Here is a 22,706-nt window from a genome sequence, read left to right on the forward strand (position 1 = left end):
GGTTCCATGCTGGCGGCGCGGGCGCGGATGGCCTAGAACCGGACCGGGGCCAGGACCAAGGGGGACGGAATGGCGATCTTGCTGGCGGATGTGGGCGGCACCAATGCGCGCATGGCGCTGGCGCGGGACGGTGCGCTGGATGCGGCGTCGATCACCCGCTTTCGCGGCGACGACCACGCCAGTTTCGACGATGTGGTCACCGCCTATCTGTCGCAGCAGGGCAGCCCGCAGATCGAGGCGGTCTGCGTCGCCGTCGCCGGCCCGGTCTGGGGCCACGAGGCACGGCTGACCAACCGCGACTGGGATTTCTCGGAATCGCGGCTCTGCGCGCTGACCGGCGCGCCGCGCGCCCGGCTCATCAACGACCTGATCGCGCTGGGCTATGCCACGCCGGCGCTGGACGGTGCGTCGGCGGGCTTCCTGCGCGCCCCGGCCGGGGCCGCGCTGTCGAACGGCCAGCGCCTGGTGGTCAATGCCGGCACCGGCTTCAACGTCTGCGCCGTCAAGGTGCTGCCCGGGGGCGGCATCGCCTGCCTCGAGGCCGAGGAAGGCCACACCCGCCTGCCGCTGTCGGTCGCAGAGCCGCTGGCGCAGGTGCTGGGCGACAAGGCGGGTCAGGTCGATTCGGTCGAGGAGCTTTTCGCCGGCCGCGGCCTCGCGCGCCTGCACGCGCTGCGCAGCGGCACGGCGCCGGCGCGGGCCGAGACCGTGACCGATGCCGCGGCCCAGGGCGACGCCGAGGCGCTGCGCACGCTGGCGCTTTACGCCCGGCTCCTGGGTCTCTTGTGCCGGGAACTTGCCTTGCGATTCATGCCGATGGACGGGATGTTCCTGACCGGCAGCGTGGCGCGGACCTGCGCCGACCGCTTCGCGATCTTCGAGGCGGCCTTCCTGTCCGACCCGCTGATGGCGCGGATTCCGCAGGCGGTTCCGGTCGGGGTGATCCGCGACGACATGGCCGCGCTGCATGGCTGTCTTGCCGCAATCCGCTGAAAATTGCCCGAATCCGGGCCGCTCGCGCTGGATTTTGTTAACACTCCCTGCAATGCTGCCGCAAAATGCGAAAAAGCAGGACGGGCAGGCCATGAAAAGCTGGATCAGGGCGGGCGTATCGGCCGCAATCGTGCTGGGCGCGGGTGCGGGCATGGTATTGGCCCAATCCTCGGGGCCCTCGTCCTCCTCGCCCTTCTCGGGCCTCTTCGGCGGCAAGGGCGGCAATGCCGGCTCGCCCGTCGATGTCGATTTCAGCATCCGGGGCGGCGACGACGAGCTCTTGCCGCAGATCCGCGCCACCTCTCTGCTGGTCAGCGCGCAGGACGAGGGGCGGGTGACCGGCCAGGACATGCTGGCGGCGGCGCGCGGCGACTATGCCCGCATCCTGGGCGTGCTCTATGACAACGGCTATTTCTCGGCGCTGATCGACATCACCCTGGACGGGACCGAGGCCGCGACCATCGCGCCGCTCGACGCGCCGAAGCTGGTGCGCAGGGTCGTGGTGCAGGTCGACCCCGGGCCGCGCTTCCGCTACAGCCGGGCCGAGATCGCGCCGGTGGCGCCGGGCACCGAACTGCCCAGCGAATACCACACCGGCGCCATCGCCCGCACCAGCGACATGAAGGGCGCCGCCACCGCCGCCGTCTCGGGTTGGCGCGACGTGGGCCATGCCAAGGCCGACGTGGCGGAAACCCGGATCATCGCCGATCACGCCACCAACAAGATCGACAGCCGCATCCTGCTGGCGCCCGGCCCGGAACTGCGCTTCGGCAAGCTGACCATCCGCGGCGAAAAGCGCATGGACCCGCGCCGGCTGCGCAAGATCGCCGGCTTCCCCGAGGGCGAGAAATTCGACCCCGAAAAGCTCGAGGATGTCAGGAAGCGCCTGCGCCGCTCGGGCGTGTTCTCGGCCATCACCCTGACCGAGGCGGATTATATCAGCCCCGGCAATACGCTGGACGTGGACCTGCTGGTGGTCGAACAGAAGCTGCGCCGCCTGGGCGCGGGCTTTGAATATTCCAACACCGACGGGCTGGCGCTGACCGCCTATTGGATCAACCGCAACCTGTTCCGCGGCGGCGAGCGGCTGCGCGTCGATGCCGGCGTTTCCGACATTGGCGGCGACACCGGCCGCGACTACAACCTGGGCGTGCGCATCGACCGGCCGGCGACGATCACCGCCGACACCACCGGCTATGTGCTGGCCCAGGTCGTCAGCCAGCAGGAAGAGGATTACGACCTCAAGTCCGGCACCTTCGGCCTGGGCTTCACCTGGCTGCCCAGCGACGAGCTGACCGCCGACGTGGCGCTGCAATATCGCGCGCTGCGGGTGGACGACGATTCGGGCCAGACCGATTTCCGGCTCTTCGCGCTGCCGGCCTCGATCACCTGGGACAAGCGCGACGACCAGAACGACGCCAAGCGCGGCTATTGGCTGTCGGGCGGCGTGACCTCCTTCGTGGGCTTGCAGGACGAGACCGGCTCGGGCGCGCAGATCACCGCCGAGGGCCGGGCCTATTACAGCTTCGGCCAGGACGACCGCTTCACGCTGGCCGGCCGCGCCCGGCTGGGCACCGTCGCCGGGCCGGACATCGAGGAAACCCCGCGCGACTATCTGTTCTGGTCGGGCGGCGGCGGCACCGTGCGCGGCCATTCCTATGAATCGCTGGGCGTCGAGGTGATCGAAGGCCCCGACGGCCCGGTCAAGACCGGCGGCATGTCCATCGTCACCCTGACCGCCGAAACCCGCATCCAGGTCCGCGAAAAGATCGGCCTTGCCATCTTTGCCGACGCCGGCCGGGTGTGGGAGGACAGCACCTGGTCCGGCGCCAGCGGCTGGCAGGCCGGCGCCGGCGCGGGCATCCGCTACAAGACGCCGATCGGCCCGCTGCGCTTCGACCTCGCCACGCCGGTCGGCGGCGGCGATGGCGACGACGGCGGGGTGCAGGTCTATATCGGTCTGGGGCAGGCATTCTGATGCGCGATCTGGCTTACCGTCTCTTCCTCGCCCTTTGCCTCGCGCTGGCCGCGCCTCTGGTCGCCGTGGCGCAGGACAGCGCCGCCGAGATCTCGCAGCAGGTCGAGGACGACAAGGGCTTCATCACCCGCTTCCTGCAGGAAAAGCTGTCCGGCGCCGGCCGCGACGTGCAGATCGACGGCTTCCGCGGCGCGCTGTCGTCCCGCGCGACCTTCGACCGCATGACCATCGCCGACGATGACGGCGTCTGGATCACCCTGGAAAACGGCGCCATGAGCTGGAGCCGCTCGGCGCTGCTGTCGCGCCGCATCCAGATCGACGAGCTGTCGGCCGAACGCATCATCCTGCCCCGCCTGCCCGGCGGCGGCGACAGCGCGCCCAAGGCCGAGGCGCGGGAATTCTCGCTGCCGCAACTGCCGGTCAGCGTGAACATCGACAAGATCCAGGTCGGCCGGGTCGAACTGGGCCAGCCGATCATCGGGCAAGAGGCGGTGATCGCCATCGACGGCGCCATGAACCTGGAAAACGGCGAGGGCCAGACCAAGCTGACCATCGACCGCGTCGACGGCCCGCGCGGCCAGTTCCTGCTGGACGCGGGCTTTTCCAACGAAACCCGGGTGCTGGCGCTGGACCTGCGGCTGGACGAGGACAGGAACGGCCTTTTCACCAATATCGTCAAGATGAACGGCCGCCCGGCCGTGCAGGCGCAGATCTCGGGCACCGGGCCGCTGTCGGATTACACCGCGAAGATCGCGCTGATGACCGACGGAGAGCCGCGGGTGCAGGGCACCGTCGCGGTGCGTTCCGAACAGCGCGACGGCGCCGCCGGCACGGCCTTCCTGGCGCAGCTCGACGGCGACATCGCCTCGCTGACCGCGCCGCAGAACCAGCAGTTCTTCGCGGGCACCTCGCAGATCCGCGCCGAGGGCTGGCGCGGCGCCGACGGCCGGCTCTTGGTGCCGGAACTCAAGGTCACCACCGGGGCGCTGGACCTGGCGGGCTCGGTCGCGACCACCGCCCAGGGGGCGCCGGAAAGCGCGCATCTGACGCTGCTTCTGGGCCAGGACGCTGGCGCCACGCAGCTGCCGGTCGCGGTGCCCTTCGGCGACAAGCCGATGACGGTGACCTCGGGCAACCTGCGGCTGGACTATGACGCGGCGCAGGGCGCGGGCTGGGTCTTGAAAGGCCGCGTCGGCGACATGACCCGGCCCGACCTCACGCTGTCCGAGCTGCGGCTCGACGGCCGCGGCCGGGTGGTGCTGACCGACGCCCAGGCGCTGTCCGAGGTGCGCGGCTGGGTCGCCTTCGGCATGGACGCGGTGAAGCCCACCGACCCCGGCCTGGCCGAGGCGCTGGGCGACACGCTGAACGGCGGCCTGAACTTCGCCTTCACCCCCGGCAATGCGCTGAAATTCTGGGGCATGAACATCAACGGCAGGGGCTATGGCTTCAAGGGCGAGGCCGAGGTCTCGGGCCTGAAAAGCGGCCTTGCCATCGCCGGCGACATCACCGCCACGCATGACGACCTGTCACATTTCTCGCGCTTGGCCGGGCGCGCCCTGGGCGGACGGGCCGAGGCGGCGATCAGGGGCCGCTATGTCCTGCTGGGCAAGGCCTTCGACCTGGACACCCAGGTCAAGGGCCATGACATCCGCATCGGCCAGGACCAGGCCGACCGCATGCTGGCCGGCGAATCGGCGATCAACCTGTCGGCCAAACGCGACGGCACCGGCATCCAGCTGCGCAACCTGACCGTCAACGCCCGGAACCTGACGGCCGAGGCGCAGGGCTACCTGAACAGCAATGCCAGCGACGTGACGGCGACGATTTCGATGCCCGACCTGTCCGTCGCCGACCCGCGCTATGCGGGCGCGGTGCAGACCCGGGCGCATCTGACCGGCCCGCAGGGCGGCCGCAAGCTGGCGCTCGAGGGCAAGGCGCAGGACCTGGCCCTGGGCCGGCCCGAGATCGACGGCGCCTTCAAGGGCGAGACCGACCTGGTGATCGAACTGCTGGAAAGCGACGGCGCCTATCAGTTGCAGCAATTCAGCCTGCAAAACCCGCAGCTCGACGCCCAGGGCAAGGGCAGCTTCTCGATGCAGACGCTGGACGGCGAGCTTTCCGTCGCCATGCCCGACCTTTCGGTGCTGGGCCGCGGCTTCTCGGGCGGGGTCACGCTGCAAGGCACCGCCTCGAAACAGGGCAATGCCCGCCGGCTGGAATTGACCGGGCGCGGCACCGACCTGCGCTTCGGCCAGCAGGACGTGGACGGGGCGCTGACCGGCGTCACCGACCTGAAGCTCTCCGCGCGCGAGCAGGGCGGCGAATTCACCATCGACAGCTTCAACCTGCAGAACCAGCAGATGCAGGCCACGGCGCAGGGCACCATCGGCCAGGCGACCGACATGACCGGCGCGGTCAGCATCAAGTCGCTGGCCAGCTTCGGCCGCGGCTGGCGCGGCTCGCTGCAGGCGCAGGGCAGTTTCAGGGACGCGGGCGACGGCGCGCGGCGGCTGGACGTGACCGGCACCGGCACCGACCTGTCCTTTGGCCAGGCCCAGGTCGATGGCGCGTTGGCCGGCCAGACCCGGCTCGCCGTGCAGGGGACCGAGCGCGGCGGCGTCTTCACCATCGACACCGCGACGGTCGAGAACCCGCGCCTGAACGTGGACGCCGCCGGCAAGCTCGGCAAGGGCGCCACCGACCTGACCGCCAACCTGCGCGCCGACGACCTGCGCTTCCTCGGCCGCGGCTTCCGCGGCGCGGTGCAGGCCCAGGGCCGGGTGCAGGACCAGCCGGATGGCACCCGCGCCATCACCGCCACCGGCGATGCCAGCAACCTTGCCGTCGGCAATGCCCAGGCCGATGCCGTGCTGGCCGGCCAGACCCGGATCGAGCTGGCCGCGACCCAGCGCGCCGACGGCAGCCTGACCGTCAGCCGGCTGCGGGCGCAGAACCCGCAGCTCTCGGTCACCGGCGACGGCAGCCCGTCCGAGGGGCTGAACCTCGACGCCCGGCTCGCCGACCTTGGCCTGCTGGTGCAGGGCTTCCCGGGGCCGGCGACGGTCACGGGTACCATCCGCAACACCGGTCCGACCTACGACGTGAATCTGACCGCGACCGGGCCGGGCGATACCCAGGCCCGCGTCACTGGCACCGCCGCGACCAGCCTGGCGACCGCCGACATCCGCATCGAGGGCACCAGCAATGCCGCCGCCGCCAACCCCTTCCTGCGCACCCGCTCGGTCGAGGGGCCGCTGAGCTTCGACCTGCGGCTGAACGGCAAGCCGGCGCTGGAATCGCTTTCGGGCCGGGTGGCGCTGACGGGCGGCCGGCTGGCCGAGCCGCGCTTCGGCCTGGCCGTGGGCAGCCTGAACGCCAATGCCGATTTCAACGCCGGCCGTATCGACGTGGACGTGCGCGGCGCGGTCGAAGCCGGGGGCAGCATCACCGTCACCGGCCCGGTCAACCTGACCGGCAGCCGGCAGATGGACCTGGACGTGCGGCTGGCCAATGTCGTGCTGCGCGACCCGAACCTCTATGAAACCCGGGTCAATGGCGCGATCAGCGTCGCCGGCACGGTGGGGCAGGGGCCGCTGGTCTCGGGCCGCATCGACGTCGGCCATACGGAACTGCGCATCCCCTCGACGGGCCTGGGCGGCGCGCGGGCGATCCCCGACATCATCCACCGCTCGGAACGGCCGCCGCAGCGCCAGACCCGGGCCAAGGCCGGGCTGCTGGAATTCCCCAGCCCCGACGCGACCGCCGCCGGCATGACCTCGCCGCCGGCGATCCCGCCGGCCAATCCGGCGCGCTTCGACCTGCTGATCTCGGCCCCCGACCAGGTCTTCGTGCGCGGCCGCGGCGTCGATGCCGAACTGGGCGGCGAGATCCGCCTGACCGGCAACGCCCGCCAGCCGATCCCCATCGGCAAGCTGGAGCTGATCCGCGGCCGCGTCGACCTGCTCGGCAAGCGTTTCGACATGACCGAGGGCATCATCGAGTTGCAGGGCAGCCTGATCCCGGTGATCCGCCTGGTGGCCGAGACGCAGCAGGACGACATCACCACCCGCATCATCATCGACGGCGAGGCCTATGACCCCGAGATCACCTTCGAATCCTCGCCCGAGATGCCGCAGGAAGAGGTGCTGTCGCAGCTGCTGTTCGGGCGCGGGCTCGACAATATCAGCGCCTTGCAGGCGGCGCAGCTCGCCAGCGCCGTGGCGACCCTGGCCGGCAAGGGCGGCGAGGGCATCATCGGCCGGCTGCGCGCCTCGACCGGGCTCGACGACCTCGACCTCGCCACCGACGACGAGGGCAATGTCTCGGTCCGTGCCGGCAAGTATCTGTCGGAAAACCTCTATACCGACGTGCAGGTCGGCGGCGACGGCAAGACGGAGCTGAACCTGAACCTCGACATCAACAAGGCGCTGACCGCGCGCGGCTCGGTGGACAGCGAGGGCGAAAGCGCGATCGGCCTGTTCTACGAACGCGACTACTGACGCGCGCTCCGCGCCCGTTCGGCCAGAGAAGGCCCCGCCCGCGAAATCCGCAGGCGGGGCCTTGATCTTGGCGGCGGTTTTCATTAGTTAGCTAACTAATGAAAACGACTCACCCCGGGGGCCGGATCCTGCCATGCCCGAAACCATGATCTTCGACACGCTCACCGCGCTGACCCGCAGCATCCGCGCCGCCTTCGACATGCGGGTCGAGCGTTACGGCCTGACCTTCGCCCGCGCCCGCCTGCTGACCGCCATCGGCCGCGACGAGGGCGCAAGCCAGGCCAAGCTCGCCGCCACGCTGGGCATCGAGACGCCGACGCTGAAGCGGCTCTTGGACGCGCTGGAACAGCAGGGCCTGGCCGAGCGGCGCGCCTTGCCGGGCGACGCGCGCAAGCATGCCGTCCACCTGACCGAGGCCGCCCGCATCGAGCCCCTGCTCGGCTTCCGCGCCGAGGTCGATGCCGCGCTCTCCGAGGGCATCCCCGAGGACGATCTCGCCGCCACGCGCCGCACGCTGGCCCGCATGGCCGAGAACGCCGAAAAGCTGCGCCAGTCATGAGCGACGCCGCCACCCCGGCCGCTGCCCCGGGCACTCCGGCCACCACCGCCTCTGCCACGCCGGCCGCCCCGCCGCCCTTCGTGCCGAAATCCCTGCCCATGACGCTGGGCTATATCGGCGCCTCGCTGACCATCGGCATGACCCAGGGGCTGGCGCCGGGCTTCGTCAGCAGCAACATCCCGCAGATCGCCGGCGATCTCGGCGCCACCCAGACCCAGGCCGCCTGGCTCATGGCGGCCTTCCTGATCCCGCGCGCCTCGCTGCCCTTGATGCTCATCAAGATCCGCACGCAATTCGGCCTGCGCCGCTTTGCCGAGGTGGCCATCGTGCTCTACCTGCTGGTCTCGCTGGCGGCGCTGGCGATCTCGGACCTGCGCTCGGCCATCGTGGTGCAGTTCTTCGCCGGCGCCGCCGCCGCGCCGCTGTCCACGCTCGCCTTCATGTATATGCTGGAACCGCTGCCCCCGGCCTGGAAGATGCGGCTCGGCCTGCCCATGGTCATGGCCATGCTCTCGGCCGGGCCGTCGCTCGCCCGCGTGATCTCGCCCAGCCTGATGGGAGACCTGGGCTGGGGTCCCCTGCACCTGATGTCGCTGGGGCTGGCGGCGGTGTCGCTGGCGGTGGTCTATGCGCTGCCGCTGGGCTCGCTGCCGCGCGTCAAGGTGATCGCGGCCATGGACCTGGTCAGCTGGGTGCTGATCTCCATCGGCTTCGGCAGCCTGACCGCGGCCTTCACCATGGGCGCCACCTTCTGGTGGACCGACACGCCCTGGATCGGCTGGGTGCTGGCCCTGGCCGCCGTCACCCTGACCGGCGTCGTGGTGATCGAGCTGCACCGCAAGACGCCGCTTCTCGACATCCGCTGGCTCGCCAGCCCGGCCATGGTGCACCTGACCGTCACCCTGCTGATCTTTCGCCTGGTGCTGTCCGAGCAAAGCTCGGGCGCGCCGCGCATGTTCCAGATCCTCGGCGTGACCCAGGGCCAGCTGGCGCCGCTGTTCGCCATGATCACCGCCGCCACCGTGCTGGGCGGCCTGGCGCTGATCCCGGTGATCAAGCCCGAGCGCGTGCCGGTGCTGCACCTGATCGCGCTGGCGCTGTTCTGCACCGGCGCCTTCATGGACAGCCATTCGACCATCGACACGAGGCCGGCGCAGATGATGCTGAGCCAGGCGCTGATCGCCTTTTCCGGCAGCTTCTACCTGGCGCCGGCGATGATGCAGGGGCTGGTCGTGGCGCTGGCCAAGGGGCCGAACTACCTGCTTTCCTTCGTGGTGATCTTCATCTCGACCCAGTCGCTGGGCGGGGCCATGGGCTCGGGCCTGTTCACGACCTTCATCAACCACCGCCAGGCCCTGCACCTGCAGGTCCTGCGCGAAGAGCTGACGGCGGCCGATCCCCAGACCACCGCCGCCATTGCACAGAACATGGCGGCGCTGGCGGCGCAGATCCCCGACGCGGCCGCGCGCAAGGCGCAGGCGGTGGCGCTGATCGCCCAGGACGCCAGCAACCAGGCCTATGTCATGGCCTATAACGACGCCTATTTCCTGACCTTCCTGGTGGCGGCCATGGCGCTTTCGGCGCTGCTGCTGCACATCTTCCGCGACTGGCTGGTCGCGCGCCGCCAGCCCGCGCCTCAGCCCGCCGTCCCGCCCGCCAACCCCGAGCCCGCGAAATGACCAAGAACCACCTGATCCCCACGCTGATCGCCCTCGTCGCCGGCCTCGCCGGCCTTCTGATCGTGCTCTACGCCTGGCACCTGCCGCCGTTCCAGTCCGCGCATCCGCAGACCGAGAACGCCTATATCCGCGGCAAGATCACCACCGTCGCGCCGCAGCTCTCGGGCTATGTCGCCGCGGTCGAGGTGCAGGACTTCCAGACCGTGCGCCAGGGCCAGGTCGTCGCCCGCATCGACGACCGGCAATACCGCCAGAAGCTGGCGCAGGCCCAGGCCGCGCTGGAGGGCGCCGAGGCGGCGCTGAAGATCCAGCAGCAATCGGTGCATTCCGCCCAGGCCAGCCTGCAATCGGCCGAGGCCGCGCTTTCCGCCGCCGAGGCCGCCCGCGACACCGCGACATCGACCTGGGACCGGGCGAGCGCCCTGCAATCGCGCGGTGTCACCGCGCAAAGCTCGGCCGACCAGTCCGAACTGGCGCTGCGCCAGGCCGAGGCCGGCGTGACGCAAGCGGAAAGCGCCATCGCCGTCGCGCGCGAGACCGTCAACGGCGCCGAGGTCGGGCTGGCCGCCAAGCGCGCCGAGATCGCCTCGGCCAGGGCGGCGGTGGAACTGGCGCAGATCGACCTCGACAACACGGTGATCCGCGCGCCCTCGGACGGCCGGCTGGGCCAGCTCGGCGTGCGGCAGGGGCAATATGTCACCGCCGGCACCGCGCTGGTCAGCCATGTCGGCCCCGACGTCTGGGTGATCGCGAACTTCAAGGAAACCCAGCTGCACGGCGTCCGCATCGGCGACCGCGCGACATTCACCGTCGACGCCATGCAGCACCGCAGCTTCACCGGCCGGGTCGAGGCCTTCTCGCCCGCCACCGCCTCGGAATTCAGCCTGCTCTCGGGCTCGAACGCCACCGGCAACTTCACCAAGGTGGCGCAGCGCCTGCCGGTGCGGATCGCGATCGACCCGGGGCAGGAAATGTCGGAATATCTGGAGCCCGGGCTGTCCGTGGTGGTGACGGTGGACGAGGGCTCGGGCGAGCGTTCCGCCAACGCCGGCGCGCTGGTCATGGGGCATGAGGGCTGATCCGCCCGTCGGCTGCCGGGCCGGTTAACCAACCCTGCCCGGCGCCAGCCCGCCTCGGCCTGCCGGTGCCCGCAACAGCAGGGTTTACCCACGCCTTCCGGTCGGACCGGCCGCCGCAGCCGGTTCACCAACCCTACGCGGCGCAGCCCGCCTCGGCCCGCCCGGTCCCCGCAACAGCGGCCCCACGCCCTTCGGCTTGTGCCCGGCCGCAGGGCTGGTTAACCAATCCTGCCCGGTGCCAGCCTCCGCTTCCGCCAGCCCGGCGACCGAAGCAACGGAGGCCAAGATGACCCGAATTCCCCGCCGCAGCGTGATCGCCGGCGTCCTTGCCGCCGCGCTTGCCGCCGGCATGGCGCGGGCGCAGGACCGGCGCCCGCGCGGCCAGCAGCCGGCCGAGCGCATCGTCGATCCCCGCGCCATCCAGTTCGAGATCGGTCCCGCGGGCAATCCCTGGCGCATCTTCCTGGGCCTGCCCGCCGTGCCGCCGCCCGCCGCCGGCTATTCCGCCATCCTGGCGCTGGACGGCAACGCCAGTTTCCCCGCCCTGTGGCACCTGCGCGAGGAGACCGCCGCGCATGATCCGGTGATGCTGGTCGGCATCGGCTATCCGGTCGAGACCCGCAACGATACCACCCGGCGCTGGTTCGACCTGACCTCGCCCGGCAAGGCGCCGGTGCCGGCGCAACCCGGCCTGCGTGGCCCGGGCGAGCGGCCGACCGGCGGGCAGGATGCCTTCCTCGCCCTGATCGCAGACGACCTGCTGCCGCGCCTCCGGCGCGACCACCTCGTCGACCTGTCGGCGCTGACGCTTTTCGGCCATTCGCTGGGCGGGCTTTTCGTGCTGCACACGCTCTTCACCCGGCCGGGGCTTTTCGCGCGCTATGCCGCGGCCGATCCCTCGACCTGGTGGAACGCCGGCGAGCCCCTGCGCGAGGCGGCGGCCTTTCGCGGCGGCGTGCTGGCGGCGGGCGGCCGGCTCGACCCGGCGCGGCCGCTGCTGGTCGCCAACTCCGGCGACCGCCGCCCGCCGATCCTCGACGCGCTCGCCGATCTGCCGGGGCTCGATCTGATCCACCGTCCGCATCCGGGCGAAACCCACGGCTCGCTGATCCGCCCCGCCGCGGCCGAGGCCCTGGCGCTGCATCTCGGCCGGCTGACCCCCTGACGGCATACGTCCTGTGTACGCGCGGTGTACGCCCCGTGTACGCATATCACAGCGAAAACCCCAGCATTTGCTGGTTTTTCCCGACATGGCAGCGCCCCCGTGCACCGCGCAACGCACGCTGCCGTTGCGCCATGAAAAAGGCCGGGCAAAATGCCCGGCCCCCATTTCCGCGAAATCTGTGATCACACTTCCGGCACCAGCACCTCGCGCTTGCCGACATGGTTCGCCGGGCTGACGACGCCCTGCTCCTCCATCTGCTCGACCAGCCGCGCCGCCTTGTTGTAGCCGATGGCCAGTTTCCTCTGGATATAGCTCGTCGAGCATTTGCGATCCTTGGCCACGATGGCCACGGCCATGTCGTAAAGCTCGGCATCGCCGCCCTCGCCGGTCGACAGCCCCAGCACCATGTCGATGCTGTCGGCGCGCTCCTCGTCCGGTCCCTCGACCACGCCCGACATATAGCTGGGCGGGCCGAAGCTCTTGAGATGATTGACGACTTCCTCGACCTCCTCGTCGGAAACGAAAGGCCCATGCACACGGGTGATCTTGGAGCCGCCGGCCATGTAGAGCATGTCGCCCTGGCCCAGCAACTGCTCGGCGCCCTGCTCACCCAGGATGGTGCGGCTGTCGATCTTGGACGTGACCTGGAACGAGATCCGGGTCGGGAAGTTCGCCTTGATCGTGCCTGTGATCACATCGACCGAGGGCCGCTGCGTCGCCATGATCAGGTGGATGCCGCTGGCCCGCGCCATCTGCGCCAGCCGCTGGATGCAGGCCTCGATTTCTTTCCCCGCCACCATCATCAGGTCGGCCATTTCGTCAACGATCACAACGATATAGGGGAAGGTTTCGGGCTGGAACTCCTCGGTCTCGAACACCGGCTCGCCGGTATCCTCGTCGAAGCCGGTCTGCACCGTGCGCTTGAACAGCTCGCCCTTGTCCAGCGCCTCGCGCACGCGGCCGTTGTAGCCCTCGATGTTGCGCACGCCCATCTTGGACATCTTGCGATAGCGTTCCTCCATCTCGCCCACGACCCATTTCAGGGCGACGACCGCCTTCTTGGGATCGGTGACGACCGGGCTCAGCAGATGCGGAATCCCATCATAAACAGACAGTTCCAGCATCTTGGGGTCGATCATGATCAGCCGGCATTCCTCGGGCGAAAGCTTGTAGAGCAGGCTCAGGATCATGGTATTGATGGCGACCGACTTGCCCGAGCCGGTGGTCCCGGCGATCAGCAGATGCGGCATCTTGGCCAGGTTCGCCACCACCGGCCCGCCGCCGATGTCCTTGCCCAGCGCCAGCGGCAGCGGCTGGGTGCCGTCGCCATAGGCCTTCGAGGCAAGGATCTCGCGCAGAACGACCTTTTCGCGCCGCGCATTCGGCAGCTCGATGCCGATGACGCTACGCCCCGGCACGGTCGAGACCCGCGCCGACAGCGCCGACATGGACCGCGCGATGTCGTCGGCGAGCCCGATCACCCGGCTGGCCTTCAGCCCCGGCGCCGGCTCCAGCTCGTACAGCGTCACCACCGGACCCGGCCGCACCTCGGTCACCTGGCCCTTGACGCCGTAATCGTCCAGCACCGCCTCCAGCATGCGGGCGTTTTCCATCAGCGCCTCCTGGCTCAGCTGATGGCGCTGCACGGTTTCGGCCGCGGCCAGCAGCGACAGCGGCGGGTGCTCATAGGGATTCGAGACCTCGTCGAAACGCATCGAGGGCTCGGCCTCGGCCTGCGCCTGACGCGAGGGCGCGGGCTTCTTCGGCGGCACCACCACGCGCGGCGTCTCGGCGCCAAAGGGGTTGGCGGTGACCGGCTCGGGCAGCTCGTCGTCTTCGGCGCTCAGCGGCGGCTCGGCCCGGGGCAGGGGCGCCCGGGCCCCTGTCAGGCGCGCGGTCACGGCCGACAGCAGCGAGGCCTTGCCCTCGCTGCGGCTGCGGATCGCGTCGCTGATGCGGGCACTGATCTCCTCGGCCGGCGGCGGCTCGTCATCCTCGGCATAATGGGTTTCGGGCTCGATCAGCTCGGATTCCGGCGCGAAATCATCGCGATAGGGCGCGATATGCGGCGCCGGCGCCGGAATGGCCGAGCGTCCGGCAGCCGCCTGCGGCAGCGCGGCCGAGCCGGCGCGGCTGACGCGGTCGCGGCGGGCCTCGGCGCGGGTCTTGATCTGCTGCGCCGCGCCCGAGGACAGCCGCGCGCCGCGATCCACGGCATGCAGCGCCAGGATGCGCGCGGTCGAGAGCCCCTCGCGCAGGAAATTCCCGATGACCGTCAGCTCCTTGCGGTCGAAGCCCAGCACGAAGGCCAGAAAGGCCGCGGCGCCGGTCGCCGTCAGCAGCGCCAGGAACTTGATGGCGATCGAGGCCTTCATCGGCATGGCCGACAGCATGCCGCCCATCAGCATGTCGCCCAGGTGCCCGCCCAGGCCAAAGCTCTGCGTCCAACCGGCGGGCGGCGTCAGCGAGGTGGCGTAGATCGAGACCAGCACCATGGCGATGGGCAGGAAGATGCCGCGCATCAGCCGCTCTTCGCCCCGGTGCAGCATCAGCCGCAGGCCCCAGGCCACGGCGCCGACGACCAGCACCCAGGTGCCATAGCCGGTAATCATGAACAGCGCCGAGGCGACATAGGCCCCGAAGCGGCCCAGGTAGTTCTGCGCCGGCTGGTCGGTCGCTGACATGAAGCTGGGGTCGTCCGGCGAATAGCTGAGCAGCATCATCGCGATCAGCACGCCCAGGATCACCAGGCCCGCACCCAGCAATTCCTTGCCGCGCCGCTCCAGCGCGGCCTGCGTGCTTTGGTCAAACAGCGGATCGCGGTGTTTCGCCTGCCAGCTCGCCATGCGTTAACCCCCTTGATACAAACAATTTTTCAGGCGGTTCAGCGCCGCCTCGGTCTGGTCGGCCGCAGCCACCAATGCGACGCGGATGAAATTCCGCCCCGGATTTCCACCCGCGCCGTCCCGCGCCAGATAGGCGCCGGGCAGGACCTGGATGCCGGCCTCGGCCCAGAGCTTCCTGGCCGCATCCTCGCTGTCGCCGACGCTTTCGGGCACCGGCAGCCACAGGAAGAACCCGCCCGCGACCGGCTGATAGCCCGGCACATTGCCCAGCACCCGGTCGGCGATGGCGTATTTCTGCTGATAGAGCGCGCGGCTTTCCTCGACATGGCCCTCGTCGCCCCAGGCGGCGGCGCTGACGCGCTGCAGCGGCAGCGGCAGCGGCGCGCCGGCATAGCTGCGCAGCCGGCGCATCTGGGCGATCTGCCCCGCGCCGCCGGCGGCAAAGCCCGAGCGCAGACCCGGCAGGTTCGAGCGTTTCGACAGCGAGTTGAACATCACGACCCGGTCGGCCAGCCCCATGCGCGTGGCCACGGCCAGCGCGCCGGGCGGCGGGGCATCGCGCCAGATCTCGGAATAGCATTCGTCGGAAAACACCAGGAAATCATGGCGATCCGCCAGCGCGATCAGTTCCTGAAGATAGTCCTCGCCGGCGATGGCGCCTTGCGGATTGGCGGGCGAGCACAGATAGGCGATGGTCGTGCGGTCCAGCACCTCGGGGGCCAGGTCGGCGAAACGCGGCATGTGGCCGGTCGCGGCGGTGGCCGGCACGAACACCGGCTCGGCGCCCACGGCGGCGGCGGCGACGGCATAGACCTGGTAGAACGGGTTCGGGATCAGGATCGCCGGGCGCTGGCCGTTCTTCGTCTCGGGCGACAGCGCCAAGCCGGCGTTGAACAGCCCCTCGCGCGTGCCGTTCAGCGCCATGATCCGCTCGGGCACGACATCCAGCCCGTGCCGGCGTGCAAGCCAGCCCGAGATCGCTGCCAGCAGTTCCGGCGTGCCCTCGTTCGCGGGATATTTGCCGAATTCCGCCAGGCTGTCCTGCAGGATCGGCCCGACGAAAGCGGGCATGTCGTGGCGCGGCTCGCCGATGGTCAGGATCAGGGGATCGCCGCCGGGTTCGATCCCGGCGAGCAGTTTCCGCAGGCGCGGAAACGCGTAATCCGGCAGGTTCGAGAACCGCTCGGGTATTGCCATGACTGCCTCTCTCGTCGGGGTCGTTGCGCCCCGTTTGCGGCAAGACTACCGGCATTCCCCGGATGCGTCCAGAGTTTCGCGGGCCGCGCCCGGGTGTTTTGCCCGGATTTGCCCGGAAAATCCGGGTCGCTAGCGCAGCGCGGCCTCGGCGGCGCTGGCCGCGACCAAGAGCGCGCGGTCGCCCCCGGCGCGCCCCATCAGCATGATGCCGCAGGCGTGATGGCCGGTGGGCAGGCTGATCGCCGGCAGGCCCAGCAGGTTGCCGATCCGGGTGTTGCGCAGCGTCAGCAGGTTTTCGCGCGCGAAGAACTCGGGCTCGGCCAGCAGCCGGTCCACCGCCGGCGGCAGGATCGGTGCAGTGGGCAGGACCACGGCGTCGAAACCCGCGACCAGCCGCTGCCAGTCGGCGCGCAGGCGGTGCAGCTCTTCCCAGCCGGCGACGTAATCGGCGGCCAGCACGTCCTTGCCGCCGCGGAACCGTTCCAGGATCGGCGGATACATCAGCTCGGGCGCGTCCTCGATCTGGTCGCGCCAGATGCCATAGGCCTCGGGGGCGAAAAGCGTGGGCGACAGCGCCATCGCCTCGGCCACGCAGGGCGGCGCGGCATGGGTGATGCGCATGCCCGCGGCGGCAAGGCGGCGCAGCGCGTCCTCGAAGCCCGCGACCGGCGCCTCGCGCGCGTCGTCGAAGGGCACGCCTTCCAGCACCATCAGCCGCAGGCCGCGCGGCGGTTCCGAAAGGTCGGGGGCGGGCTCGCCGCGCAGGACGGCGAAAAGCTCGGCGCAATCCTCGACGGTGCGGGCGATGGGGCCGGCAACGTCGAATTGCCGGCACAGCGGCAGCACGCCGTCCGCGCGCACCGCGCCGGTGGTCGGCTTGAAACCCACCAGCCCGTTCCAGGCCGCCGGCACCCGGATCGAGCCGCCGGTGTCGCTGCCGATGGCCGCCGCCGCCAGCCCCAGCGCCACCGAGACCGCCGCCCCGGAACTGGAGCCGCCCGGTGCCAGCGCGGGGTCGATGCTGTTCGGCGGCGTCGCCGTCATCGGGTTCACGCCCAGCCCGGAAAAGGCCAGCTCGGTCATGTGGGTCTTGCCCAGGCACACCAGCCCGTCCAGCGTGGCGCCGGCCAGGATGGCGGCGTCGCGTTCGGGGATGCGGCCCGCGAGCAGGCGCGAGCCGGCCTCGGTCGCGGTGCCGGCGCTGTCGATATTGTCCTTCCAGCTGATCGCGACGCCGTCCAGCAGCCCGCGCCGCAGCCCGGCGCGGGCGCGGTCATGGGCGGCCACGGCCTCGGCCCGGGCACGTTCGGGGGTCAGCCGGGCATAGATCCGCCGGCCATAGGGATGGCGGCTGATGGCATCGAGATAGGCTTCGACCTGCCCCAGCGGGCTGATGAGCCCGGCCAGGATCGCCCGCCCCTGTTCCGCCGCCGATGCCTTGAGCCAGTCCATGCCATTACCCCTGAAAAACCCGTTTGCAATATGGCACAAGCTAGCCCGGCCAGGGGCTTGCCGCAATGCCGCAGACATGGGCGCAATGACCGATGGACATTGCCCGGCCAAGCAGCATTATGCGCGCCATGACGACGGATTTCGACATCGTGATCGCCGGCGGCGGGCTGAACGGCCCGGCCCTGGCGCTGGCCCTGGCCGATGCCGGGCTCAGCGTGGCCGTGGCCGATGCCCGGCCCGCCGATGCCCGCGCCGGCGACGCCTTCGACGGCCGGGCCTATGCGCTGGCGCTGGCCTCGCAGCGGCTGCTGGCGGCGCTGGGGCTGTGGCCGGACCTTGCCCGCCATGCGCAGGAGATCCGCAGGGTCGAGGCGACGCAGGGCGTTCCGGGCAGCGGTCCCGGCCCCTTTGGCCTGCATTTCGACGGCGCCGAGATCGAGGAAGGCCGCCTGGGCTATATGCTTGAAGACAGGTTCCTTTATCGCGCCCTGCTGGCGGCGATGGCGGGGCGGGTCACGCATCTGCCGGGCGTTTCGGTGACCGGCCAGCAGCCCGGGGCGGCGGCGATCCGCAGCACGCTGTCTGATGGGCGCGCGCTGGTCTCGCGCCTGCTGGTGGGCGCCGACGGGCGGCAATCCGGCGTGGCGCGGCGGGCCGGGATCAAGCGGCTGGGCCGCGACTATGGCCAGATCGCGCTGGTCGCGGCGGTCGATCACGACCTGCCGCACCAGGGCACCGCGCATCAGTTCTTCATGCCGGGCGGGCCGCTGGCGATTCTGCCGCTGCCCGGCAACCGCAGCTCGATCGTCTGGTCCGAGCCCGAGGCCAGCGCGCGCGAGATCCTGGCGCTGCCCGATGAGCAATTCCTTGCTGTCCTGCGCCCGCGCTTCGGCGATTTCCTGGGCGAGATCCGGCTGGCCGGTCCCCGATTCTGCTATCCGCTGAACCTGACCCTGGCCGAGCGCTATGTCGCGCCGCGCATCGCGCTGGTCGGCGACGCGGCGCATGGCGTGCATCCGGTGGCCGGGCAGGGGCTGAACCTGGGGCTGCGCGACGTGGCCGCCCTGGCCGAGGTGCTGGTCGCCGCCCGCCGCCGCGGCGAGGATATCGGCACAGAGCCGGTGCTGGCGCGCTACCAGGACTGGCGCCGGCCCGATGCGACATTGCTGGCGCTGGGCATGGACGGGGTGAACACGCTGTTTTCGAACGGCAATCCGCTGCTGCGGGCGGCGCGGGAAATCGGCATGGGGCTGGTCGACGCGCTGCCGCCCTTGCGGCGCGGCTTCATGCGCCAGGCGGCGGGCCTGTCGCTGGAGCCGATGCCGCGCCTGCTGACCGGGCGGCCGCTTTAGGGAACGCTCACGCCGGCGTCAGCGTTGGGCCGGGCGCGCATCCGGCGATCGTGATGTGCAAGTCCTTGGAGAACCGCTATCATCCCCGGCATGAAACTGAAATCGCTCGCCCTCGCGCCCGTCCTTGCCCTTGCCATGGCCTTCCCCGCCATGGCCGAGAAGATCCCGCTGAACGAGATCTCGCGCTATCTCAATGGCCTGAAGACCGCCATGTCGGACTTCACCCAGGTCAACGCCGATGGCAGCATCACGACCGGGACGGTCTATATCCAGCGCCCGAACCGGGTGCGCTTCGAATACAAGGGCGACCGCACGCTGGTGCTGGCCTCGGCCGGGCAGGTCGCGGTCTTCGACGGCAAGTCGCGCGGCGGGCCGCAGCAATATCCGCTGTCAAAAACGCCGCTGTCGCTGATCCTGGCGCCGAACATCAACCTGGGCCAGGCCCGCATGGTCACCGGCTACAGCGAGAAGAAGAACAGCACCGTGGTCACCGCGCAGGATCCGCAGCATCCGGAATACGGCAATATCCAGATGGTGTTCACCGCCAACCCGACGCAGCTGCGGCAATGGGTGGTCACCGACCAGGCCGGCAAGCGCACCACGGTGATCCTGGGCGACATGAAGACCGGCGTGTCATTCAAGCCCTCGACCTTCGCCATCGAGAACGAGATCGCCCGCCGCCGCTAGGGCGCGCGGGCGACCCGGATCAGCGGCCCCGGATCAGCGGCACGTCGCCAGTTGCATCCGGTAAAGCTCGGACCGGGCCTGGACCTTGCCGGCGACGCTCATCAGCCAGGGCTTGCCTTGATGCGAGCCATTGGCGAAGCCGTTCCGCCCTTCGTGATAGGCCAGGTATTGCGCGCCGGCGTCCTGTTTCGAGACGCCCAGCCGCTTGGCTGTCCCGTCCATGTACCAGCCCATGAAATCGGTCGCGTCCCTGATATTGTCGCGCCGCGCGCCGCGGTTGCCGGTTTCCTTGCGGTATTCGTCCCAGGTGCCGTCCAGCGCCTGGCTATAGCCATAGGCCGAGCTCTGCCGCCCCATCGGGATGATTCCCAGCGCATAGCGATGCGGGGTGCGGGCGTCGCCGATGAATTTCGATTCCTGGTGGATCGTCGCCATCTGCACGTTGATCGGAACGCCCCAGCGCCGCTCGGTCTGCTTCATGGCGCGCATATAGGCCGGACGCTCGCTGGCGAGCAGGCAGGCGTTTTCCAGATTGCGCGGTGCCTTGTAGTTCCCGCCGCCCCCGCACGAGGCGACCAGCCCGACGATGGCGAGCTTGAGAAACCTGTTCATACTGCCCTCATGTTTTTTGCGGCCAGCATAAGCGGATTCGCGGCGGGCGCGCAAATGACAAAGCCGCGCGCGCCCTAGCTGGGCAGGACCGAGACCGATTTCACGATGGCGTGGCAGACAAGCCCGGGCTGCAATTCCAAGGCCTTGACCGAGCGTTCGGTGACCTGCGCAAGCATCCGCTCATCGCCCGCGGCCAGTTGCACCAGCCCGCCGTCGATGCGCGTCACCCGGACCGGCAGCACGTTCAGCGCCGACAGCCCCTGCGGCACATGCCGCGACAGGATCACCTCATGCGCCAGGATTCGCAGCCGCATCTCGGCTCCCTGCGGCAGCGGGCCGGGCAGCAGCATCGGCCCGGCGGCGGTGGCGACGCGGATCATGCCGTCCGGCTCGGTGCCCTCGACGCGGGCCCGGATCAGGGCGCCGGCCTCGCGCGCGCCCAGGCGCGGCGCCAGCGCGGGATCGGCCAGGATTTCGGCCAGCGGCCCGGCATGGCCGACCCGGCCGCGGTCCATCAGCACCACGGTATTGGCCAGCCGCAGCACCTCGGGCACCGAATGGCTGACGTAGAGCATCGGCAGGCGGATCTCGTCCCGCAGCCGCTCCAGCCAGGGCATGATCTCGGCCTTGCGGGCATCGTCCAGCGCGGCCAGCGGCTCGTCCAGGACCAGAAGCGCCGGGTCCGACAGCAGGGCGCGGCCGATGGCGGTGCGCTGACGCTCGCCCCCCGACAGGGTGGCGGGACGGCGCTTCAGCAAGGGCCCCAGCGCCAGCATCTCGACGATGCGGTCGAAGTCGCGCGCCGCGCCGCGCCGCCAGCGCGCGGGGTAGCGCAGGTTCGCCGCCACCGTCAGATGCGGAAAAAGCCGCGCGTCCTGAAACACATAGCCGATGCGTCGCGCTTGCGGGGGCAGGTCGGTCGTGGCGTCGTAAAGCACCCGCCCGTCCAGCGCGATGCGTCCCGAATCGGGCCGCAGCAGCCCGGCGACGGCATTGATGGTCGTGGTCTTGCCGCAGCCGGACGGCCCGAACAGAGCCGTCACCCCGACCGGCGCCTGAAAGGCCACCTCCAGCGCCAGGCCGGGAAAATCGCGGCGAAAATCGACCTCCAGCATCAGCGCGCCCCGGCGATGCGTGCGGCCATGCGTCGCGCCAGTCCTTCCGAGACCAGCACCGCCGCCATGGCGATCACCACCGAGACCACGACCAGCCGCAAGGCCGCCGCATCGCCGGTTGGTGTTTGCAGCAGCGCATAGATGGCTGAAGGCAGGGTCTGGGTCTGGCCCGGGATATTGCTGACGAAGGTGATGGTGGCGCCGAATTCGCCCATCGCCTTGGCAAAGCCCAGCGTGGCGCCCGCCAGGATCGCGGGCAGGATCAGCGGCAGGGTCACGGTCAGGAAGATCCAGGCCCGCGGCGCGCCCAGGGTGGCGGCCGCCTGTTCCAGCTTGGGGTCCACCGCCTCGAACCCCAGCCGGATGGCGCGGACGACCAGCGGAAAGCTCATGATGGCGCAGGCCAGCGCGGCGCCGGTCCAGCGAAAGGCAAAGACGATGCCCAAGGGCTTCAGCAGGCTGCCGATCGGGCCCTGGGTGCCGAAGCTGACCAGCAGCAGATAGCCGGTGACCACCGGCGGCAGGATCAGCGGCAGGTGCACGACGCCGCTGAGCAGCCCGTGCCCCGGAAACCGGCGCCGGGCCAGCAGCCAGGCGACGGCCACGGCAAGGGGCAGGCTGGCAAGCGTCGCCACGCTGGCCACCCGCAGGGACAGGCGCACGGCCTGCCATTCCTGAGGGCCAAGCCAGTCGGTCGGGTTCATTGCGTGACGGTAAAGCCTTGCGATTCAAAGATCGACTTTGCCGGCTCCTGCGACAGGCTGTCAAGGAAGGCGCTCGCCTGCGGCGTGTCGGCCGATTTGGTCACGGCGGCGGGATAGGTGATCTTTTCGTGGCTGTCCTCGGGGAAGGTGGCGATCACGCCCACGCCCTTTTCGGCCACGGCGTCGCTGCCATAGACGATGCCCAGCGGCGCCTCTCCGGTCGCGACCAGCTTCAAGGCGGCGCGGACGTTGTCGGCCTGGGCGACCTGGCCCTCGACCTTGTCCCACAGGCCCAGCTTGGTCAGGGCCTGCTTGCCATATTGCCCGGCGGGCACGGAATCGACCAGCGCCATGGCCAGCTTGTGGTCACCCAGAAGCGTCGGCAGTTCCGTCACCGGCGCCGCGGCGGGCGTGCCGGTGCCGACCAGAACCAGCGTGTTGCCCAGCAGGTCCTTGCGCGTGGCGGCGTCGATGTCGCCCGATTCCTGCACCGCATCCATCCATTCCGTCGAGGCCGAGATGAACAGATCGGCCGGCGCGCCCTGCTGGATCTGCTTGGCCAGTTGCGAACTGCCGGCATAGGAGATCACCACGGTGTCGTCCTTGTGGCTTTCCTGCCATTGCGCGGCAATGCCGTCCAGCGCGTCCTTCAGGCTGGCGGCGGCGAAGATGGTGATTTCGTCGGCATGGGCAGCGGGGGCCAGCGCGACCAGCGCGGCGGCAATCAGGGGCAGGCGCATGGAAAGCTCCATTCAATGTGTCCGAACGGACATAACCGCCGCCTGC

General features: G+C 70.1%; 16 protein-coding genes. 9 read left to right on the forward strand and 7 right to left on the reverse strand.

What is annotated here, in order from left to right; translation table 11 throughout:
* Nucleotides 1–69: 69 nt before the first annotated feature.
* From PARN5_RS0108135 to PARN5_RS0108165, 7 genes are all read left to right on the forward strand, one after another.
* Entirely contained in the window at nt 70–993 is a 924-nt protein-coding gene (locus PARN5_RS0108135) for a glucokinase (protein WP_017999281.1), read from the forward strand.
* A 91-nt stretch (nt 994–1,084) separates the two neighbouring features.
* On the forward strand, nt 1,085–2,971 hold the full coding sequence (locus PARN5_RS0108140) for an autotransporter assembly complex family protein (protein WP_026155276.1): 1,887 nt from the start codon (nt 1,085–1,087) through the stop codon (nt 2,969–2,971).
* On the forward strand, nt 2,971–7,473 hold the full coding sequence (locus tag PARN5_RS0108145) for a translocation/assembly module TamB domain-containing protein (protein ID WP_017999283.1): 4,503 nt from the start codon (nt 2,971–2,973) through the stop codon (nt 7,471–7,473). Before PARN5_RS0108140 ends, PARN5_RS0108145 begins: the two co-directional genes overlap by 1 nt.
* A gap of 133 nt (nt 7,474–7,606) precedes the next feature.
* Complete coding sequence (locus PARN5_RS0108150) at nt 7,607–8,032, forward strand: MarR family transcriptional regulator (protein ID WP_017999284.1); 426 nt, start codon at nt 7,607–7,609, stop codon at nt 8,030–8,032.
* Nucleotides 8,029–9,711 (forward strand): MFS transporter, encoded by a 1,683-nt coding sequence (locus PARN5_RS0108155; protein ID WP_017999285.1) that lies wholly within the window; start codon nt 8,029–8,031, stop codon nt 9,709–9,711. Before PARN5_RS0108150 ends, PARN5_RS0108155 begins: the two co-directional genes overlap by 4 nt.
* Nucleotides 9,708–10,790, forward strand: a complete 1,083-nt coding sequence (locus tag PARN5_RS0108160) for an HlyD family secretion protein (protein ID WP_017999286.1) — start codon at nt 9,708–9,710, stop codon at nt 10,788–10,790. The genes PARN5_RS0108155 and PARN5_RS0108160 overlap by 4 nt, the downstream gene beginning before the upstream one ends.
* Before the next feature lie 286 nt (nt 10,791–11,076).
* Nucleotides 11,077–11,955: an alpha/beta hydrolase-fold protein gene (locus tag PARN5_RS0108165; RefSeq protein WP_017999287.1), complete on the forward strand. Its 879-nt coding sequence runs from the start codon at nt 11,077–11,079 to the stop codon at nt 11,953–11,955.
* Between the two features lie 182 nt (nt 11,956–12,137).
* Here PARN5_RS0108165 and PARN5_RS0108170 read toward each other — a convergent pair whose 3' ends face one another.
* The 3 genes from PARN5_RS0108170 to PARN5_RS0108180 form a co-directional block, all read right to left on the reverse strand.
* Nucleotides 12,138–14,801 (reverse strand): DNA translocase FtsK, encoded by a 2,664-nt coding sequence (locus PARN5_RS0108170; RefSeq protein ID WP_017999288.1) that lies wholly within the window; start codon nt 14,799–14,801, stop codon nt 12,138–12,140.
* A 3-nt stretch (nt 14,802–14,804) separates the two neighbouring features.
* Complete coding sequence (locus PARN5_RS0108175) at nt 14,805–15,998, reverse strand: aminotransferase class I/II-fold pyridoxal phosphate-dependent enzyme (protein WP_017999289.1); 1,194 nt, start codon at nt 15,996–15,998, stop codon at nt 14,805–14,807.
* Between the two features lie 129 nt (nt 15,999–16,127).
* The gene (locus PARN5_RS0108180) at nt 16,128–17,450 is read right to left on the reverse strand and encodes an amidase (RefSeq protein ID WP_017999290.1); all 1,323 of its coding nucleotides are present in this window, start codon (nt 17,448–17,450) and stop codon (nt 16,128–16,130) included.
* Nucleotides 17,451–17,578: 128 nt separating this feature from the next.
* On the opposite strand from PARN5_RS0108180, the gene PARN5_RS0108185 reads away from it, so the two are divergent.
* Complete coding sequence (locus PARN5_RS0108185) at nt 17,579–18,802, forward strand: UbiH/UbiF/VisC/COQ6 family ubiquinone biosynthesis hydroxylase (RefSeq protein WP_026155277.1); 1,224 nt, start codon at nt 17,579–17,581, stop codon at nt 18,800–18,802.
* 90 nt (nt 18,803–18,892) lie between these two features.
* Nucleotides 18,893–19,489, forward strand: coding sequence for an outer membrane lipoprotein carrier protein LolA (locus tag PARN5_RS0108190; RefSeq protein ID WP_017999292.1), 597 nt, complete (start codon nt 18,893–18,895; stop codon nt 19,487–19,489).
* Between the two features lie 33 nt (nt 19,490–19,522).
* Here PARN5_RS0108190 and PARN5_RS0108195 read toward each other — a convergent pair whose 3' ends face one another.
* The 4 genes from PARN5_RS0108195 to modA form a co-directional block, all read right to left on the reverse strand.
* A complete protein-coding gene (locus PARN5_RS0108195; protein WP_017999293.1) occupies nt 19,523–20,101 on the reverse strand; it encodes a lytic transglycosylase in 579 nt (192 codons plus the stop codon).
* A 74-nt stretch (nt 20,102–20,175) separates the two neighbouring features.
* Complete coding sequence (gene modC / locus PARN5_RS0108200; RefSeq protein WP_017999294.1) at nt 20,176–21,216, reverse strand: molybdenum ABC transporter ATP-binding protein; 1,041 nt, start codon at nt 21,214–21,216, stop codon at nt 20,176–20,178.
* Nucleotides 21,216–21,920: a molybdate ABC transporter permease subunit gene (gene modB, locus PARN5_RS0108205; RefSeq protein ID WP_017999295.1), complete on the reverse strand. Its 705-nt coding sequence runs from the start codon at nt 21,918–21,920 to the stop codon at nt 21,216–21,218. Before modB ends, modC begins: the two co-directional genes overlap by 1 nt.
* Nucleotides 21,917–22,660: a molybdate ABC transporter substrate-binding protein gene (gene modA / locus PARN5_RS0108210; protein ID WP_085999852.1), complete on the reverse strand. Its 744-nt coding sequence runs from the start codon at nt 22,658–22,660 to the stop codon at nt 21,917–21,919. The genes modB and modA overlap by 4 nt, the downstream gene beginning before the upstream one ends.
* Nucleotides 22,661–22,706 lie beyond the last annotated feature (46 nt).

Source organism: Paracoccus sp. N5, assembly GCF_000371965.1.
In the GTDB taxonomy this organism is placed as follows: Bacteria; Pseudomonadota; Alphaproteobacteria; order Rhodobacterales; family Rhodobacteraceae; genus Paracoccus.